This window comes from uncultured Psychrobacter sp., from assembly GCF_947488565.1.
Classification (GTDB): domain Bacteria; phylum Pseudomonadota; class Gammaproteobacteria; order Pseudomonadales; family Moraxellaceae; genus Psychrobacter; species Psychrobacter saeujeotis.
In genome coordinates, this window is sequence record NZ_CANKZC010000001.1 from 526,759 (window position 1) to 545,227 (window position 18,469).

Annotated in this window: 16 protein-coding genes and 2 tRNA genes; 6 read left to right on the forward strand and 12 right to left on the reverse strand. The window is 41.5% G+C overall.

Going from position 1 to position 18,469, the window contains the following annotated elements; genetic code table 11:
- Positions 1-99: 99 nt before the first annotated feature.
- Positions 100-486, forward strand: coding sequence for a hypothetical protein (locus tag Q0890_RS02015; protein ID WP_299216913.1), 387 nt, complete (start codon positions 100-102; stop codon positions 484-486).
- 130 nt (positions 487-616) lie between these two features.
- Here Q0890_RS02015 and Q0890_RS02020 read toward each other — a convergent pair whose 3' ends face one another.
- The 4 genes from Q0890_RS02020 to uvrB all read right to left on the reverse strand — a co-directional run bounded on the left by Q0890_RS02020 (position 617) and on the right by uvrB (position 6,074).
- Positions 617-997: a hypothetical protein gene (locus Q0890_RS02020; RefSeq protein ID WP_299216916.1), complete on the reverse strand. Its 381-nt coding sequence runs from the start codon at positions 995-997 to the stop codon at positions 617-619.
- Positions 998-1,332: 335 nt separating this feature from the next.
- Positions 1,333-2,385 carry a histidinol-phosphate transaminase gene (locus Q0890_RS02025; RefSeq protein WP_299216921.1) on the reverse strand — a complete coding sequence of 351 codons (1,053 nt, stop codon included), beginning with the start codon at positions 2,383-2,385 and terminating at the stop codon, positions 1,333-1,335.
- Positions 2,386-2,665: 280 nt separating this feature from the next.
- Positions 2,666-3,718 carry a histidinol-phosphate transaminase gene (locus tag Q0890_RS02030; protein ID WP_299216923.1) on the reverse strand — a complete coding sequence of 351 codons (1,053 nt, stop codon included), beginning with the start codon at positions 3,716-3,718 and terminating at the stop codon, positions 2,666-2,668.
- 244 nt (positions 3,719-3,962) lie between these two features.
- The gene (gene uvrB / locus Q0890_RS02035; protein ID WP_299216926.1) at positions 3,963-6,074 is read right to left on the reverse strand and encodes an excinuclease ABC subunit UvrB; all 2,112 of its coding nucleotides are present in this window, start codon (positions 6,072-6,074) and stop codon (positions 3,963-3,965) included.
- Between the two features lie 555 nt (positions 6,075-6,629).
- On the opposite strand from uvrB, the gene dps reads away from it, so the two are divergent.
- Positions 6,630-7,112, forward strand: a complete 483-nt coding sequence (dps, locus tag Q0890_RS02040) for a DNA starvation/stationary phase protection protein Dps (RefSeq protein WP_299216929.1) — start codon at positions 6,630-6,632, stop codon at positions 7,110-7,112.
- Positions 7,113-7,270: 158 nt separating this feature from the next.
- Here the strand turns inward: dps and Q0890_RS02045 are convergent, their stop codons facing one another.
- The 8 genes from Q0890_RS02045 to Q0890_RS02080 all read right to left on the reverse strand — a co-directional run bounded on the left by Q0890_RS02045 (position 7,271) and on the right by Q0890_RS02080 (position 15,452).
- Complete coding sequence (locus Q0890_RS02045) at positions 7,271-8,341, reverse strand: cation diffusion facilitator family transporter (protein WP_299216932.1); 1,071 nt, start codon at positions 8,339-8,341, stop codon at positions 7,271-7,273.
- A 155-nt stretch (positions 8,342-8,496) separates the two neighbouring features.
- On the reverse strand, positions 8,497-9,051 hold the full coding sequence (locus tag Q0890_RS02050) for an acyl-CoA thioesterase (RefSeq protein WP_299216935.1): 555 nt from the start codon (positions 9,049-9,051) through the stop codon (positions 8,497-8,499).
- A gap of 157 nt (positions 9,052-9,208) precedes the next feature.
- Positions 9,209-9,619, reverse strand: coding sequence for a DUF2177 family protein (locus Q0890_RS02055; RefSeq protein WP_299216938.1), 411 nt, complete (start codon positions 9,617-9,619; stop codon positions 9,209-9,211).
- Positions 9,620-9,693: 74 nt separating this feature from the next.
- Positions 9,694-11,085: a cyclopropane-fatty-acyl-phospholipid synthase family protein gene (locus Q0890_RS02060; RefSeq protein ID WP_299216941.1), complete on the reverse strand. Its 1,392-nt coding sequence runs from the start codon at positions 11,083-11,085 to the stop codon at positions 9,694-9,696.
- Between the two features lie 151 nt (positions 11,086-11,236).
- On the reverse strand, positions 11,237-11,767 hold the full coding sequence (locus Q0890_RS02065; RefSeq protein WP_299216944.1) for a heme-binding protein: 531 nt from the start codon (positions 11,765-11,767) through the stop codon (positions 11,237-11,239).
- Between the two features lie 194 nt (positions 11,768-11,961).
- Positions 11,962-12,921, reverse strand: coding sequence for a DUF1365 domain-containing protein (locus Q0890_RS02070; RefSeq protein WP_299216946.1), 960 nt, complete (start codon positions 12,919-12,921; stop codon positions 11,962-11,964).
- A 32-nt stretch (positions 12,922-12,953) separates the two neighbouring features.
- Positions 12,954-14,669 carry an NAD(P)/FAD-dependent oxidoreductase gene (locus Q0890_RS02075; protein WP_299216948.1) on the reverse strand — a complete coding sequence of 572 codons (1,716 nt, stop codon included), beginning with the start codon at positions 14,667-14,669 and terminating at the stop codon, positions 12,954-12,956.
- Positions 14,670-14,714: 45 nt separating this feature from the next.
- Positions 14,715-15,452, reverse strand: a complete 738-nt coding sequence (locus tag Q0890_RS02080) for an SDR family NAD(P)-dependent oxidoreductase (RefSeq protein ID WP_299216951.1) — start codon at positions 15,450-15,452, stop codon at positions 14,715-14,717.
- Positions 15,453-15,936: 484 nt separating this feature from the next.
- On the opposite strand from Q0890_RS02080, the gene Q0890_RS02085 reads away from it, so the two are divergent.
- The 4 genes from Q0890_RS02085 (at position 15,937) to Q0890_RS02100 (ending at position 18,453) form a co-directional block, all read left to right on the forward strand.
- Complete coding sequence (locus tag Q0890_RS02085; protein ID WP_299216954.1) at positions 15,937-17,139, forward strand: pyridoxal phosphate-dependent aminotransferase; 1,203 nt, start codon at positions 15,937-15,939, stop codon at positions 17,137-17,139.
- Positions 17,140-17,397: 258 nt separating this feature from the next.
- Positions 17,398-17,473: transfer RNA gene (locus Q0890_RS02090), tRNA-Asn, on the forward strand.
- Between the two features lie 337 nt (positions 17,474-17,810).
- Positions 17,811-17,886: transfer RNA gene (locus Q0890_RS02095), tRNA-Asn, on the forward strand.
- A gap of 237 nt (positions 17,887-18,123) precedes the next feature.
- The gene (locus Q0890_RS02100) at positions 18,124-18,453 is read left to right on the forward strand and encodes a CopG family transcriptional regulator (protein ID WP_299216955.1); all 330 of its coding nucleotides are present in this window, start codon (positions 18,124-18,126) and stop codon (positions 18,451-18,453) included.
- Positions 18,454-18,469: the final 16 nt, after the last annotated feature.

Consider the following 18,469-nt stretch of genomic DNA (forward strand, 5'->3'; position numbering starts at 1 on the left):
TTTAATCCGCCAAAATATATAATTAGGCAGTATCAAGTATTTATAGCTGTCGTTTAATATGTCTTATTTACCCTCTCCTAAAACCTTGAAGGAAAAATCATGAAAAAAACCCTAGCCTCAACTGCACTTCTTGCCTCACTGATATTGGCTGGATGTACAACAACAGGGACCAATACCAATGCAAACACGGCAATAGGTACCGCCAATGAAATCGGTATGAACGTGTTTAAAGCCGCTATTGATAACCAATGCCGTATTCAAATTGAAAAACAAAATGCCTGGCGTATTGCGAGCGTAGCTATGACTGAGACTCAAGAAGAAGCGGTGAAAAGCAAGGTCTGCGGCTGCGTCAGTGAGCAAGCTCCCCAGCATGTGACAGTGGTTGAGCTGGGCAATGCGGCAATTGACCCAGCCTACCGCACTCAACTGGTCACGCGTGTGGTTGCCAAATCATTGCAGTCTTGCTACGCAAGCTTCACTCAATAAGTGATCCATTCATTTAAGCAAAAAACCCAATGTGCTCTGTAAATAAGCATATTGGGTGTGGGCAATTAATAGCGTTTAACCTCTCTGGCATCTGATACTTCTAACGTCAATTCTGTTTAGCTTTTATTGTCTAGTACTTATCAGCATCTGTAATTACCCCATCATTACCTAAAGAAGCACCCATAGGCAAGACCCTAGACGGACGGAAATATTTAGAATGGCTGCTGATAATGTCGTTTACACCATCGACTAAATCTTCAATCACATCATCATAAATACCATGTTGCAGCTCAGTTTCAAACGCAGTAAAGGGATGCTTTCGCGCTGCAGCCCGCACATCTGTAATGCCTTCTTTGGTATAAAACATATTTACAGAGCCGTCACTGTTCAACACGCAATTGAGCTCACCATTATCAATAGCCATGTCAATACGTTCAGGCGTAAAAATGTAATCTTCCACATCGAGCAGCTGTTTTTCTACTTCTTTTTTGAAGATGTCTTTAATATCCATCTGTCAAATACTCCTTTGTGTCTATTGTCAATAAATTGATTATAATCATACATATAGTTATGATCTAAACCCTGTCTTATCTTTCATATTATAAGATGTCCACTTTGTTTTTAAGACAAAAAATGTAATTGTGCGTTTGCAGTTAGTAATAGTGAAAGGCAGTCGTTAGCCTTGATATTAAAGTAGGTTCACAAATGTCAGCTTATAAAAGTCAGATGAGTTTAGACAATATAATTATCAAATAAAAATCATATAAAAAAGGCGAGCTGCAAACCATGCAACTCACCTTTTTACGTATTGATTCTAGTGCTAATGAATCTCTTTTACATCGTCAACTAAATCCAACCTTTCTCACGAAATGACTTTAATACCTTAATGAACACCGCCATCTCATCAGGTGTGCCAAGTGTTAGGCGGCTAAAACCTTCAATTGGTGGAAACTCGCGTCCGACCACAATGCCATGCTCTCGCATTCTGTCCATGTAGACTTTTACATCGCCTTTAACTTCATGAAAAATAAAGTTGGCTTGTGAAGGCAAATGACGCAGACCCAATTCGTCTAGTGTCGTCTCAACCATTTCACGTGATTGATTAGTAATGCGTAAGCTGCGCGCCAAAAACTCTTCGTCGTCTAGGGTCGCAAGGACTGCCACTGCACCTGATAAATTGGTGTTATCTATGGACATAAAAGCTTCGATAGCAGCGGTCGTTTGCGGATTGGCAATGGCATAGCCCATGCGCATACCTGCCAGCGCACATAGTTTTGAGAAAGTACGAACGACGATCAGATTAGCTGATAGCTCTTGCTTTACCCACTCAACCCCACTCTCAAAACTTGGGTCAGTAATGTACTCTGAATAAGCTTGATCTAGTAAAAAATAGTGATTCGCTGGGGCATCTTTTATCCAGGCTTTTAGCTTGTCCGTTACGGTGATGGTTGCCGTTGGATTATTAGGATTGCAAAGATAAAACAAGCTGATGCCATCGAATTCATTGGCTGCTTTTTGCAGGTTGTCAAAATCTAAATCGTAATTGTTAGGCGTGAGTGGTACTTTTACGACAGACTCACCGATAGAGAGTGCATACAATTCTGCATAAGCAAAAGTAGGGTCAGGCACGATGACTTGAAATCGCTTGCCTGCTTTTAAAGCTTTGGTTTGTAGCATTTGCACGACGGCTCGGATATTTTCGCTAGAGCCGTTGCCTAGTGAAACGTGGCTTTCTGTCACGCCGTTGACCTCAGCAATTTTATTAATAAGAGCTGCGCGCTGATCGTCTGGATAACGAAACCCGATATCAAAAGATTCTAAGATAGCTTGTTTGGCAGAATCTGCCATACCAAGTGAGTTTTCGTTAGAGTTTAACTCTAGTAAGCTATAAGTATGCACAATGGATAATAGACCTGATTTGGAAGTAAATGATGGGGTGAATGGGTGTCATATTAAGTGGCATTGCCTCTGATTACAAGGTTTCTTCCTATTGATTTATTTTAAAAAAATTAAGTGCTACTGGAAGCAATTTTACCTAGCTTCTAGAGTAACTAACATGGTCAAAAGAGCATTTTTTGGTTTTGAAAACGCCATAAAAAAGGTGAGACGCAACTTATGTAACTCACCGTTTTCAATATTGATTGGTCCTGTTAAACGCACTAATCTTTTAAACCATTAATCACACCCAGCCCTTTTCACGAAATGACTTTAGTACTTTAATAAATACTGTCATCTCATCAGGTGTGCCAAGTGTTAAGCGGTTGAACCCTGTCACAGGAGGAAACTCGCGACCAACTTTGATGCCACTATCGCGCATCCTATTGATATATGTGCGCAAATCTCCTTTGATTTCATGAAAAATAAAGTTGGTCTGTGAAGGTAAATAGCAAAGTCCAAGCTCGTCTAATGCTGCTTCAACCATTTGACGGGATTGTTTGGTTGTGCGTGAACTTAGCTTCAAAAAATCTATATCATCTAAGGTCGTAAGAGCAGCGACCGCACCTGACAAGTTGGTGTTATCCATAGACATAAACGCTTCAACAGCAGCGATAGCCTGCGGGTTAGAAATCGCGTAGCCCACTCGCATACCAGCTAAAGCATATAACTTTGAAAAAGTATGAATGACAATAAGGTTATCTGACAATCCTTGTTTTACCCACTCAAACCCACTTTCAAAGGTTGGGTCTGTCACGTATTCTAAGTACGCTTGATCCAATAAAAAGTAATGGTTGTCTGGTGCGTTACTTATCCAAGTTTTAAGCTTGGCCGTTGAGGTAATAGTCCCTGTCGGATTATTAGGATTACAAAGATAAAGCAAACTAATTCCGTCAAACTCATCAGCAGCTTTTTGCAGATTCTGTAAGTCTAAATCATAATTTTCGGCCGTTAAAGGTATTTTGACTACCAAGGCGCCAATAGAGTCTGCGTACATCTCAGCACAATCAAACGTTGGCACAGGAATTACCATTTGGAACTCTTTGCCCTCTTTAAATGCCTTGTGTTGCAGCATTTGAATGGTAGCTCGCATATTTTCAGTCGAGCCATTACCTAATGAGACTTGGTTTTCTGCCACATTATGCATAGTGGCAATTTTGCTAATGAGTGCATTACGTGGATTGTCTGGATAACGAAAACCTGCACTTAAAGACTCTATAACGGCCTGTTTGGCAGAATCTGACATGCCGAGCGAATTTTCGTTCGCGTTTAACTCCAAAAATTTATTATTATGCATAGGAACGATACGCCTAAATATCAGTGGAAGATAAAATCAAATTTGGTGATTGATATCATATTAAGTGGCATTTGGTATGATTACAAGTTTTCTAGACCCCAAACATTAGTTATTAGTTATGTTTCACAAAAACCTTTCTACTTTCAAGCATTTAACAGCCAATAAAAAAGGATAAATTGCAAAGATGCAATTTATCCTTTAACCGCTAAGTAAGACAGATACTCACTACGGTTTAAATAACCGATTAGATTAAATGCGCTTTTAACTCCAACACTTTATCTCTTGTTTTCGCTGCATCCTCAAACTTCAAATCACGCGAAAACTGCTTCATAAGCTTCTCAAGACGATTGATTTCTTTAGCCAGCAGATCAGGACTGCGCAAGATACTGATATCAACATCAGGCAGATGACTCTTAATTGGAATCACTTGATTGTCATTGGCATCCAAGCTTTCGCCCGTGTCAATCTTGTCCGTGATACTACGGCGCGCGCCTTTTGGTGTGATGTTGTGCTCAAGGTTAAAAGCAATTTGCTTGTCACGGCGACGATCCGTTTCATCTATCGCCGCTTGCATACTTGGCGTAATACGATCGGCATACAGAATGGCTTTACCATTTAAGTGACGCGCAGCGCGGCCAATAGTCTGAATAAGGGAGCGCTCTGAGCGCAAAAAGCCTTCTTTATCGGCGTCAAATATCGCCACCAACGACACCTCTGGCATATCCAAACCTTCACGTAATAAGTTAATACCGACCAACACATCGTGTACGCCAGTACGCAGCTCGTGAATAATTTGCATCCGCTCAACCGTATCAATGTCTGAATGCAGATAGGCAACTTTGACATCATACTCTTTAAGGTAGCTGGTCAGATCTTCTGACATACGCTTGGTCAACGTCGTAATCAGTACGCGTTCATCTTTTTCACGGCGCTTGATAATCTCCGATAGCACATCATCGACTTGCGTGAGTACAGGACGAATCTCAATCTCTGGGTCAATCAGACCAGTCGGACGCACTACTTGCTCGACCACTTGCTCGCTGTGCTCAAGCTCATATAATGCAGGCGTCGCACTCACGTAAATGGTTTTGGGCTTAATACGTTCCCATTCTTCAAACTTCATCGGACGATTATTCATCGCGCTTGGCAGACGAAAACCATAATTGACCAAGTTTTCTTTACGCGATCTATCGCCTTTATACATTGCCCCAATCTGGGATACCGTCACATGTGACTCGTCAAGGAATAATAACGCATCCTCTGGAATATAATCAAACAAAGTCGGCGGGGCCTCTCCTGATGGACGACCGGAGAGGTGCTGCGAGTAGTTTTCGATACCATTACAGTAGCCAAGCTGCTGAATCATCTCAAGATCATACTGGGTGCGCTCTTTGAGACGCTGAGCTTCAATCAACTTGTTATTATCGCGAAAATACTCAAGACGCGGCTCAAGCTCCTCGCGAATGGTATGACTGGCTGCTTCTAATTTATTACGCGGGGTTACGTAATGAGATTTTGGATAAATAGTGATACGCGGTACGCTACGTACGGTTTTACCTGTCAAGGGATCAAACCATGTGATTTTTTCGACTTCATTGTCAAATAGATGCACACGTACAGCCAGCTGCTCAGATTCAGCAGGATAAATATCTAATAGCTCACCGCGCAATCGATAAGTACCACGCCCAAAGTCCAATTCATTGCGTGTATATTGCATCTCGACCAGACGTTTAATGGTTGCAGTACGGTCTATCTTGTCTCCGACCACCACATGTAACAGCATCTTTAGATAGCTTTCTGGATCGCCCAAACCGTAAATACAAGATACTGAAGCCACAATAATCGCATCACGGCGCTCAAGTAGCGCACGTGTCGCTGATAGACGCATCTGATCAATATGATCATTAATGGCGCTGTCTTTTTCGATAAAGGTATCGCTCGCTGCAACGTAAGCTTCAGGCTGATAATAGTCGTAGTAGCTGACAAAGTACTCAACCGCGTTATTAGGGAAAAACGCTTTAAACTCACCGTATAGCTGAGCAGCCAAGGTTTTGTTGTGTGCCATGATAATGGTTGGACGTTGGCATTCGGAGATGACCTTAGCCATGGTATAAGTCTTACCAGAACCGGTCACCCCAAGTAGCAACTGCTCATCCATACCCTTATCGATACCCTTGACCAGTTTTTCAATCGCTTGCGGCTGATCACCCGCCGGCTCAAAATCGGTGACCATCTCAAAGGCGCGACTTGATATTTGCGTCCCAGACGCATTGACACCAACGATTTCAGCTTCGCCTTGAAGCTGAGTGGCCAATTGGTTTAACTGACGCGACGAGCGCGGTTCAGGCATTCGCATAATGGCTTTCTTCCTCGTTAAGTTTAAAATAATATGGGGGTTAAACTGCTCTTTTTAAAGGATAATAGCAAGTTTTATCCTTAGTTATAGATAGCAGGTGTACTAACATTATGACTGAGCAAACTGTTAAAAATGGGCCTTCAAGTATCAACTCTCGACAGACTCATATTCGTTAATAATAGATAGAGAAATTCTTAGCTGATAATGCTAGTCACAGTACCTTTAATTACGACCAATAACCACGACCAAATTTACAAAGCTTTTCACGATTAACAAAGTCATTACACGACCACTTAATAAAGCATAACGCTTGAGGGTTCAATCATTCATGTAAACTGCTATCATCGTTTATGAATTGACTGGTAACATCCAAGCGAAGCGTTAGTCATTATCTTATTAATAGATTGTCACAAATCAATCGTCACAATCTTAGAATTGTTTTTAGATAAAACACAAAGGCTAACGTGAGACAGCTGTTTAAGAAAATATTAATAAAGAACAATTCATCTTAAAATTTTAAACTCAGCAAAATAAATTTAAATAATGGAGTAAAATATGAGAGAACGTTACGCAAGCGGTATTACTGATGATACAGCGGAAAAAATGGTAGATTTGCTAAACTCTAATTTAGCCAATTTGATTGATCTGAGCATGGATAGCAAACAGTGCCATTGGAATCTACAAGGTACTGGCTTTATCGGTGTGCATCAATTGTTAGATGACACCTACGAGCGTTTAACAGAAGCATATGACACTGTAGCCGAACGTATTGTTATTTTGGGTGGTAAAGCAAATGGTATCTCAAAACGTGTCGTTGAAGACTCTGTACTAGAGACTTACCCTACTGACATCACTGAAGTTGATCAGCATGTTCGTGAGTTGACCAATCGTTATAAGAAGATTGCAGAAGAGCTGCGCAAAGCCATTGATACTGCTGGAGAAGCTGGTGACGAAGATACAGCGGATTTATTTACTGAAGTCAGCCGTATTATTGATAAAGATGCTTGGTTCATCGGCGCTAACGCACCAAAAAAATAATATTTGTTCTATAAATATTAAGCTAAAGCCAAAAGAGTCACTTTAAATAAGTGGCTCTTTTTTATATCTATCTAATAAGCGTTAGAGATTCACCAATTTGTCATTTGTTGTGAGGTATTAGGAAGCGTTATCACTCGTTGTGAAAGTTATCAGAAATATCAAACAGCCTCACTATTCTCTAAACTCAAAACCTCAGCGTCAGGTACTGATAAGGTTAAAATAGCCTCTTGAAACAATGGATTGGCTCGGAATTGATTTTCGATGGTTTCAAACTTGCGAGCGAGGTGTTCTTCGCGTTGATTGCCTGCAATATCTACTGCTGCCACCATAAATATTTTTTTGGGACCGACCCATTCCAAATGTAAATACGACACGCTATCGACATCTAGATGTTCAAGTAGTTTGCCTAGCACATAACGATGCATTTCATCAGAGACTTTATGGCCTACTAAAAAGTCACGGTTACGACTGATTAAAAATATGGCGACTGCGCCCAAAAGCAAACCAACAACGATAGAGCCAAGCGCATCCCAAAATGGCTGACCAGTATAGGCATGCATACCCATCGCAGCAGCAGCGATAACCAAACCGATCACAGCTGCCAAGTCTTCAAAAAACACGCCGCGTAGCGTTGGGTTCGACGTATCAACGACATAACCAATCGCACTGACATCAATCGCTTCACCATATTTTTTGCTTTGTAGATAAGCCTGTACTAACGAAAACCCTTCAAGTACAAAAGCGATCGCCAAGATAATAAAACCAATGGTATAGTTGGTCTCACTCTCCGCTGCATTCCACTCAGTGATACCTGTATAAATAGACACAATAGAGCCTGCCATAAAGACACCAAAAGCGGCAATCATTGACCAAACATACGACTCTTTACCATAACCTAAAGGATGACTTCTATCAGCAGGTTTCACTGCTTTTTTTTCAGCGACAATCAATAGTGTCCCATTGCCCGCATCTGCCCAAGAATGCGCTGACTCCGCTATCATCGATGCAGAACCAGTCATAAATGCGGCCACCGTTTTCGCAATAGCGATAATAAGATTTGCCCCCACTGCGATCAATACTGTTGTCAGCGAACTTGAAGACTTATGCTCGGATGCAGAAGTATTATCATCAGACTTCCTAATACCGCTACCGCGCGTGCGAGTACTTGTTGTGTTGGAATCATCAATAGGCTGGGATTTCAGGTCGGTATTAGGCGGCTCTAAATTCATACTAAACTCAATAAAACGTTATGTAATAATGCATGGGCGCTTTATAAAAGCCATGCTACTCATAATAAATAGTGACCTAGCTTAAGATAAGGCCTTAAAAATATCAGTAGCTTTTTAGTGAGTCATGTCAAAGGGCATTGAGCTGAGGTATAGGCTTATTTAGGCTTACTGTTAGTCGTATTTTCTGGACTTTCAATCATGTTGTTAATATCGCAACTAGGACGTTGTGAGCTATCCATCCGCAAATTTTTACGCGCCAAACCTGCATCAAAGCGACACTGCTGCATAGGGTTTTTGATGTCAAGCGGTGGAACTGGATTGGGTTTGCCATTGTCATCGATAGCAACCATTGTGAAATAACAGCTATTGGTATGCCGAATAGTACGTGCGCGCACGTCCTCTGCCTCGACACGAATGCCTATCTCCATTGAGGTGGTACCCACATAGTTAACGCTTGCAGCAAAAGTGACCAGCTCACCCACATAAATGGGCTCACGGAACATCACTTGATCAACAGAGAGTGTCACTACATAACTACCGCTATAACGGCTGGCGCAAGCATAAGCAACCTGATCAAGCATTTTTAGCAGGTCGCCACCATGCACATTACCAATGAAGTTGGCCATATCAGGTGTCATCAGTACTGACATGTACAGCTCATGATTTAGAGGCGCTTTTTTGGCTGTTGACGAAGTGTTTAGTTGTGGCATAATCTTCCCGTTTCGCTATGAGCAGTTAAAAGTAGTATAGGTGATTTGCATTAGTGTAACGCAAACCACCTATTTTTTGACAGCTTTATGCTCATGTTCGATTAAGCATCATCAGTGGCTAGTCCATACTTTAAGCTACTTATTGTTACTAGGATAATTAACTTAGCCAATGAAAGTGATAGGCCATCCACGCCACGACCGCGCTGACAGAACCTGTTAGTAACCCACCCCATACGAAATCTACTAACGCCGTATCGAGCGTAAAACCTTTATATAATGCAAGGTTGGTGAAGTCGTAAGTGCCATAAGCCATCAATCCTATTAACCCGCCTAGTAAGAAAATATGGCCGATCGAGGCGCCAGCTTTGATTTGCGGATACAGAATCAATAGGCAAAGTACCAGCAGATAGAACATATAAAATACACCAGCTGCGATCATATTTGGCTCATCGGCAAGTAAGTGTCCGATGCGCTTTTCATAAAATGCGCCTTTCATAGTCTTAAGCCAAACTGTATCAATACCTAAGAATATGACAACGGCAGCAAGGTAGATAAATACATAACCCATGACAATCTCCTTTTATAATGGTGATTAAGCACAAAACACGCTCGCAACTTTGCCTAGTATTACGCTAATTATACTTAAGCCGATACCATCGCTGCTGGCGAGTCAGAAAAATGTAGTAAGTCAATATTGTCCGGCTTAACTGCCGTTACCTGCACTACTCCAATCGTACGCTCCAAAAAGCCGCCTTCACAATAGCAGAAATAAAACTCCCACAAACGGATAAAGGCCTCATCATAACCAAGCGCTTTGATCTCTTCACGCTGTGCCATAAAAGCCGTACGCCAATCTCGCAAAGTATAAGCATAGTCAAAACCATAATCATGCAATTGCTTAATTACCATATCTGTCTGTTCAGTAAATTGTGTATTTAGCTCTTGATTGGATAGCAGACAGCCACCTGGGAAGATGTGAGTCTGAATAAAGTCGACTGACTTTAAATACTCTGTGTAGTTTTGATCATTAAAGGTAATGGCTTGAAGCACCATTAGCCCTGTCGGTTTAAGTAGGCCATTACATTTTGCAAAAAACGTCGGCAAATACTCGTGCCCAACTGCCTCGATCATCTCAATGCTGACCAACTTATCGTACTGTCCTGTCAGCTCACGATAGTCCAGTTTGAGTAAGGTGATTTTGTCCGATAATCCAGCCGCTTCTACTCGGCGCTTAGCTTCACTATATTGCGCATCAGAGATAGTCGTCGTGGTTACCTGACAACCATAATGAGTGGCTGCATAAATTGCAAAACCGCCCCAGCCTGTACCGATTTCAATGACATGATCATCAGCCGTCAATTGCAAACGCTGACATATCAAAGATAACTTATGTTGCTGCGCATCGCTCAGTGTTACATCAGCCGTTTTGTATACCGCGGATGAATACATCATAGTTGGATCTAAAAAGCGCTCGTACATGGCATTACCCAAATCGTAATGCGCTAAGATGTTAGATTTGGAGCCAGCTTGATCATTGCCGCGCAGTTGATGCTTGGTTTTTTCTAAAGTTTTACTTAGGCCTGCAAAGCGATTTTCTAAGCTGTTCAGCACAGCTAAATTGCGTGCCGCCAGTCGTATGAGACCAGTCAGATCATCAGTATCCCACTCACCCTCAATATAGCTATCAGCAAGAGCGATAGAGCCACCAAATAACAGCCGACGATAGACATGACTGTCGCGAATCGTCAAAGTTACATCCAATGAGTGACGACCCACTGCTGAGCTACTTATCGTGCTGGACTGTTTACTACCAAATTCGTTTGTCTTCGGTGCTCGCTCAGCAAAACCTTCTATCAAAGTGATGCTACCAAACTGAAGGTAGTTAAGCGCACGAAATATTGCCTTTCTAGCCAAGTAGTCTACCCCGTTGTTAACTGGTTTTAAAGCAGCATTATGACGGATCGTTTGGCTCAAACGCGCAGTAATTTTATCCAGCTTTGATGTGGGCGTGCGGTCGGTTGGGCGTACTGACATTACTCTCATATCCTTATTCATAATCGCTAGAATCCTATTACGATCATCATCCTACATGATTGTCACAGCGTATTTGATATCCGAGCATCACTTCTATAGAAAATGTTAATAAAAGCTTAAATCACGAATATCAAACGCCTTCTGCTTTGTTCTAGCGAGTTTTCTGAGGAAGGACTTTTTCTATTCCTTTAAGTGCACAACTTTCGTCCTGTACGGCACCACCAGCCCCACCTGCAGCTATGGCACCGATAACATCATCACCGAATTTTAATGGTACACCGCCACCGATAAGCAATAAATCATCCACCGTATTTAAATTGCTCGAGTCTGGATTGGCACGTGCATTGTTCGCTAATGTCCGCGAAGGGGTTTTGGTAGATAGCGCAGTAAATGCTTTGCGAATAGCTGCATCCGTATTGTGCGGACCTACGTTGTCATCACGTTGCAAGGCAATAAGATTGCCAGCACGATCGACCACTGCTACGACAGCAGATTTGCCCTCTGCATGACAAGCTTGCATCGTGGCATCAATCAATTGATTGGCTAATGTCAAAGATACATTTGGCTGTTGTAATACAAGATTAGATGAGGCCTTGGCCGGAGCAGCTGAAACATTGGTTGCACAGCCTAGTACAGTGACAGCCAATAAAGCTTTAGCAAAACGATTGGATAACAGACGCATACATAAGTCCTTAAAAAATATATGTAGATGGATTTTAATAAAATAGAGCCAGAATAATAACGTATAATTATTTAATTTAATTCATTAAAAATGTAATTTTTGTTAGTGTAGCTAACAAGTAAAAAGTGTCGTTGATGAGTAAAGATATTGTCTTATTAATGTCTAAATTTAACGCTACAACTACATAATTTCGTCTACTTATAGTCCTGTTGCTGCTGACTATCGGCAAGCTTTTCATCATAATTGACATAAGGGACTTTTTTGATAGCGTAGAGTTTAAAAGCATGCCAATAAATACGAGTGAGCGACGTAAAATTCATGAAAGGATTTTGTCGCAGACTGTCTCGAATCGTCTGTTTAGTCATCGGTATACCAGACATCTTTACACCTGTCTTTAGCACATCGCCACGTGCGTCACTTATATTGATCGCGATGCGAACTTGCAAACAGTTATCTGCCTGTTTTTTTATTTTTACCTGCCAGCAATACTGCTGATCTATCGGATTAAATGGTGATACGTGAAAGTTTTTGTCGTGACAAAACTCAGTATCAGTGCCCTCTAATAACACTCCATAATAGTGACGTTTGTCCCATGGCGTATTGGAGACCTCGGCAAGCAAATGTGTAGGCGTCTGCGCCTTATCAAAGCCCAAGTAAAAATTGACCGGACTAAAATATAGTCCAACATTGCGGCAAACTAACATGCCAATTATTTCACCTGCTGGAGCACTCCCTGTGTGTTCAATAAACGATGTTTTTAAGCGCTGTTCGAGAGCGTTAGCACTGACTAAGCCCGTTCTATCATCACTATCAACATCACTGTTTTCTACACTTGACGATAAATAATCCTCTGCACAAAACTGCTGCAATGCCTTACGCTGCGCTGAAAACAGTGACAAACTTTCTATGCGGCTGCGTTTATTTGATATTGGTTTAACTGCTGATGATACACTTATTTCTGGCAGTACCTCTCCTGCTGCTAATGCAGTAATATTGACACCCCAATAACGATATGGATAAGCAAATTTATGCATGCTTGGTAATAACCGGCTGTGCCATGTGCTCCCATGAAATAACTGATGCGGCAGTCTATCAGCGGTATGAGGCAACTGATGTGTTGACGTCGCATCAGACGGATAAGCTGAGATAATCATAATGCACTCTTATGTGATAATGCGTTGCACTGCTATACATCTTTGGCTTTGTGACGGCCGAATAAGCCGCGTTTTGTCTTACTATTGAATGCTTGTGCAGCTGGTTGTAAAGTTGCGATATGGTTTACCAATTCTTGATTGGTAGTCGCTGTCATTACGCGACGCTTATTGAGCTTGCGTGCTTTTTTATCTGCCTTTACTGGCAAGTCTCTATAACGAAATGGCGTGTGCGTGCTATCGCTACTGAGTAGATGACTCAAATCAACTTCATCTTTGATGTCTATTGTACTGCCGAGTACCTGACAGACACGCAGACCACTGCGTACACCATCTTCATGAAAGCCATTGAACCAATATGCCCCGCAAAAGTGGGTCTGTAGACCACTACCCGATATACGCGACCACTGGGCTTGTGCAGCTATCATCTCGTTATCGAACACAGGATGGCTATAATCAATACTTTTTATGACTTGTGTAGGATCAATATATTTGTTGAGCGTGACCAGATAATTATGCTGTTTGGTCAAACGCTGTAAGATATTCATATGATATGTCAGTACTGGCTTTGCAGCTGTTGGTTGTTCACCAGCCTTATGTTGAGCTTTGTCATCAATCAGGTAATTCCAACTTGCCCATGCCAGTGATTTTTTTGGCAGCACTTCAGTATCTGTATGCAGCACCGCCGTATTATTGGTAAACTGAAATTGTCCCAGTACCTCACGCTCATCAGGACTGGCATCTTTTAGTAATGTTAGCGCCGTATCTGCGTGACAAGCAAAGATAACGTCATCAAATATGAGCTGTTGCGTACCGCTATTAGCGTTATTATCGATGACGGTTAAGGTCACTTTATTGTCATGCCGAATGACTGATTGCACCGGACTATTGACCCGTACTGTACCGCCAGATTTCACAAAACGTGTGACTAGCTTGTTGACATACTGCTTGGATCCACCTTTGATAGTGAACCACTGCGGACGATTAACCACATCAAGCAAACCATGATTATCAAAAAACTGTGCAAAGAAGACTAAAGGTGTCTCTTTTACTTTTTCTAAGCCAGTCGACCAGATTGCTGAGACCATTGGCAACAGATAGTTGTCAGTAAACAAAGTGCCGTAGCGCTTGCTTGCCAAATAGCCACCTAGCGTTTGCTCAGTAAAGGTATGAATATCTTGCCCCTGTACACGCGCCATCTCATAATCTTGACGCAATTGTCGAACATGCTTATTGAACTGCAAAATATCAGTCATAAACGCCCAAAACTTAGGATTAAGGGCATTTTTGCGCTGCGATAACAAAGTATTTAGCGTATGACCATTATATTCAAAGTTGCGAGCGCTATTTTTCACTGAAAAACTCATATCCGTTGCCTGATATGGCACTTGTAAGTCATGCAGTAAGCGAAAAAAGTTTGGGTAAGTACGCTCGTTAAAAACAATAAAACCTGTGTCTATGGCGCTACTCTCCACTTTATCTTGTTTTGCCTTTTTACCATATTGTAAGGTCACATCGATGGTATTTACGTGCCCGCCAATATAATCGCTGGCCTCAAACACTGTCACGTCATGAAGCTTAGCCAAATAATGCGCACAAGTTAATCCTGCTACCCCAGAACCAATGATAGCGACACGTTTTTTTGCTTGTGTATCGACGGCTTCATCAGTTTGTGCCAGTTTTTGCTTTACAGTTTGTCGCTTTACAGATTGTGACTGCTTAGAGGTACGGTGACGGTGAAAAAACGGCATAAAACTTTCCTTGATGTTCTATTTAATAAGGTATTACTCGGCTCGCTATTTTTTGTTCATTTTTTCACTAACTTGTTGCCAGACCGTATCTGGTAAAGCGCCCAACGTTTTTAGTGGTATCGTTAGCCTTCTAGGGAACTCGATGACCTCATCGCCATCTTTGATACCTTGACGAATAGCAAAACTTGCTTGCTCAGGCGTTTGTATAAACGGCATTGGAAAGTCGTTTTGCTTAGTCATTGGCGTTTCGACAAAACCTGGCACCACCAAACTCACATCAACATTGTGCGGTGCTAGGCTGATTTGCAAGGTTTTCATTAAGTAATGAATAGCCGCTTTCGAGCTGCCATAAGCTTCGGCACGCGCAAACGGCACATAGGCCGATGCAGAACCAATACCTACTAAACGTCCTTTTGAAGCGATAAGCTTTGGCAATACGCCTTCAATAGCGTGCGCAAGCGTCCCCATATTGACCGACATCACTTTCATCAGGGCAGCGCTATCGAAGTTTGGCATATCTAAGTACTCACACATACCAGCACCACAAATCGCTAAATCAATTCTCTCAACCTTCTCAAAGGCTGCTATGACTTTGTCGCGATCCATCAGATCTAAATCAATCGGTGTTGCGCCTAAGTCTTTTAGCTCTGCCAATGCTTTATCATCACGTCCAACCGCATACACTTGATGGTTATCTTGTAAGTAGTCTTTTGCCAATTGATAGCCGATACCAGAGGTTGCACCAGTGATAAGAATATGTAGCTTTTCGGTAGAATCAGTCATTATAAAATCCTTTTTTTGGTAATTTTCGCAATCATTTTGTCAGTCGCTTTTAAATGACAAAGCTTTATAGAGCATCAACAATATTATTATGCTAGGAGGTGATACCAGATATTATTATCAGCAATAATCTTGCTTGTATACCCAATTCGTTTAATAAAACTGAATAATAGGCTGTCCGATAATTATAGTCTAAGGTCTGATTTTTACTGTTGTAACTTCGCAAGATATTTCTGATAAATGTTGTTTTTTAGAACCAATATTCATTCTTATATTAACCAAAACAATGTCTTATTACCTAATAAGACAGTATAAAATCAACATGCTACAATGCTTAAGACGCTTTTATTAAAGTTAGTATGAAGACATTTACAGCGTTTTATTCCATTCAGCCTTTTAGTTTTTGTCGCGTACTAACGATAATGAATCACGCTATATAATTAGTCTCAATTATCCAAATTCCACTCTCAGCTAAAAAGGATTTCTCATGAGCGAATTGCAACTCTCTGACCGTGTCAACAACATCAAACCCTCACCCACCCTAGCGATTACCAATAAAGCCAAAGAACTAAAAGCATCTGGTAAGGACATCATTGGCCTAGGCGCAGGCGAACCTGACTTTGATACGCCAGCACACATCAAAAAAGCGGCTATTGACGCTATCAACGATGGCTTTACCAAGTACACTGCTGTCGATGGTACCCCAGAGCTAAAACAAACTATCATTGAGAAGTTTAAGCGTGATAACGACATTAGCTATGAGCCAAATGAAATCCTAGTGTCAGTCGGTGGTAAGCAGTCTTTTTTTAATCTTGCTCAAGCCTTTATCAATCCAGGTGATGAAGTTATCATTCCAGCGCCATACTGGGTCAGTTATCCTGACATGGTTATTATCGCAGAAGGCAAACCTGTCATCGTCGAATGCCCAGCGTCGCAAGATTTTAAAATCACAGCTGAGCAGTTAGAAGCCGCCATCACAGACAAAACCAAACTGTTGGTATTAAATAGCCCATCAAATCCAACAGGCATGATTTATACTTTGGATGAGCTAAAAGCCATTGCGGAAGTATTGAAGAAGCATCCACACGTCTATGTTGCCTCAGATGATATGTATGAGCACATTCGCTGGACCGGTGATAAGTTCTACAATATCTTAAACGCTGCACCTGAGCTAAAAGAGCGTGCCATCATCCTAAATGGTGTCTCAAAAGCGTATGCCATGACAGGCTGGCGTATCGGCTATGCAGGTGGCCCTGCCAAACTCATCGGCGCAATGAAAAAAGTTCAGTCACAATCAACCTCGTGCCCCGCTTCTATCAGCCAAGTCGCCGCCGAAGCTGCTATTAGCGGTGACCAGAGCGTACTTGCGCCAATGGTAGAAGCTTTTGAGAAACGTTGTGATTTGGTCGTCAATGGTCTAAATGCTATCAAGGGCATTACTTGCCTGCGTCCTGATGGCGCCTTTTATGTCTATCCTGAAATCAAACCCCTAATCAAAGCCGCTGGTCTGTCATCATGTACTGAGTTTTCAGCATGGTTATTAGATAAGGTTGGCGTAGCTGTCGTACCAGGTGACGCCTTTGGCCTTGGCGGCTATATGCGTATCTCTTACGCAACGGACGAAGCGACACTAAAAGATGCCTTGTCACGCATCGAAAAAGCCGTGGCTGATTTAGACGTTACTGAATAAATTGCAATGAACAGCTGGTTCCACCATTGCTTCTATTAAAAAAGCCACTTATACACTCTATAAAGTGGCTTTTTCATGATGTTTTTAGTCTTTTTTTGATAAAAACCCTCTATCACATCATTAAAATAATAATTTTTACCAATTATGCAAAAAAAAGCTTGACGTATTTTTTATCTTTGCTAGAATACGCCCCACTTAGCAAGAACTCGTTAGAGACTTTCTAAGCTCGTTGTAAGTCATTACATACTTACAGCCTATTCTCCAATAGCTCAGTTGGTAGAGCAACGGACTGTTAATCCGTGTGTCCCTGGTTCGAGCCCAGGTTGGAGAGCCACATTTTAGTAGTAAAATCTTGAATTATTTGTAATTCAATTATGGCATTTGCCAAAACCCTCATCGATTTGATGAGGGTTTTTTTATGAGTGCTCTACCTATAATACTAGGTCTTATGTTTATCATTGACTAAAACAGCTTATCAGAACTGTCAAATACGTCGTACAGTACCTCTTAAATCTCATTAAAAAAGAAATTATAATAAATAACCATGATTAATGATTTATTTGGTTGACAGTCTACAGCTACTTGGCTAAAATGTGCCCCACATAACGCAAACGAGCTTAGTGCTTGCTATGTCAGACACATCCAGTAGGTTTGCCGTTATCACAGCTTATTCTCCAATAGCTCAGTTGGTAGAGCAACGGACTGTTAATCCGTGTGTCCCTGGTTCGAGCCCAGGTTGGAGAGCCATATAATGAAAACCTTCATCAATATTAGATGAAGGTTTTTTTATGGTTGCTATTTTTACTACTGTAGTGTTTTTTGCAGTGGTTTTGTTGTATGGTAAGTAGTATTGATAACTGTTTGTTTATGACAGCTATCTAAAATGTTTATAAGTAACGACTTCAAGCACTTATTGCAAATGAATAGCTACTATCATTCTCGTTGAAGTTCTTTGTTTTTAGTCACTAAAAGTAATGGTTTATTATGATACCTGTACGCATAAAAAATAAGTTCTCTGATCATCCGCAAAAAATCATGCGCCCAGTCAGCATTCGTCTTTCTGAAGAGATGATCGAGCTACTAGAGGCAACCTCATCAGAGCTTGGATTCAAACGTATTCAAGGGCTGATTCGTCTGTATATTCGCCAAGGTCTTGACCGTGATCATCAAGATTATACTTTAGCGCATGATGAAGTTTTCATCGAGACTCTGCGTAAGCGTGGTGTCAGCCAACGTATCATTGATGAAGCGATCGTGGTCACGCACAATAATAGTATCACGCATCCGTTGACGGAATTACAAAACGACGACTAGCACTGAGATTTTTATC

What these genes read in the sequence shown, in the direction of transcription:
- Q0890_RS02015 (WP_299216913.1), top strand. Translation starts at nt 100, where the DNA reads ATGAAAAAAACCCTAGCCTCAACTGCACTTCTTGCCTCACTGATATTG.
- uvrB (WP_299216926.1), bottom strand. Translation starts at nt 6,074, where the DNA reads ATGCGAATGCCTGAACCGCGCTCGTCGCGTCAGTTAAACCAATTGGCC.
- Q0890_RS02065 (WP_299216944.1), bottom strand. Translation starts at nt 11,767, where the DNA reads ATGCGTCTGTTATCCAATCGTTTTGCTAAAGCTTTATTGGCTGTCACT.
- Q0890_RS02085 (WP_299216954.1), top strand. Translation starts at nt 15,937, where the DNA reads ATGAGCGAATTGCAACTCTCTGACCGTGTCAACAACATCAAACCCTCA.
- Q0890_RS02080 (WP_299216951.1), bottom strand. Translation starts at nt 15,452, where the DNA reads ATGACTGATTCTACCGAAAAGCTACATATTCTTATCACTGGTGCAACC.
- Q0890_RS02070 (WP_299216946.1), bottom strand. Translation starts at nt 12,921, where the DNA reads ATGATTATCTCAGCTTATCCGTCTGATGCGACGTCAACACATCAGTTG.
- Q0890_RS02045 (WP_299216932.1), bottom strand. Translation starts at nt 8,341, where the DNA reads ATGAATTTAGAGCCGCCTAATACCGACCTGAAATCCCAGCCTATTGAT.
- dps (WP_299216929.1), top strand. Translation starts at nt 6,630, where the DNA reads ATGAGAGAACGTTACGCAAGCGGTATTACTGATGATACAGCGGAAAAA.
- Q0890_RS02075 (WP_299216948.1), bottom strand. Translation starts at nt 14,669, where the DNA reads ATGCCGTTTTTTCACCGTCACCGTACCTCTAAGCAGTCACAATCTGTA.
- Q0890_RS02050 (WP_299216935.1), bottom strand. Translation starts at nt 9,051, where the DNA reads ATGCCACAACTAAACACTTCGTCAACAGCCAAAAAAGCGCCTCTAAAT.
- Q0890_RS02055 (WP_299216938.1), bottom strand. Translation starts at nt 9,619, where the DNA reads ATGGGTTATGTATTTATCTACCTTGCTGCCGTTGTCATATTCTTAGGT.
- Q0890_RS02100 (WP_299216955.1), top strand. Translation starts at nt 18,124, where the DNA reads ATGATACCTGTACGCATAAAAAATAAGTTCTCTGATCATCCGCAAAAA.
- Q0890_RS02060 (WP_299216941.1), bottom strand. Translation starts at nt 11,085, where the DNA reads ATGTCAGTACGCCCAACCGACCGCACGCCCACATCAAAGCTGGATAAA.
- Q0890_RS02020 (WP_299216916.1), bottom strand. Translation starts at nt 997, where the DNA reads ATGGATATTAAAGACATCTTCAAAAAAGAAGTAGAAAAACAGCTGCTC.
- Q0890_RS02030 (WP_299216923.1), bottom strand. Translation starts at nt 3,718, where the DNA reads ATGCATAATAATAAATTTTTGGAGTTAAACGCGAACGAAAATTCGCTC.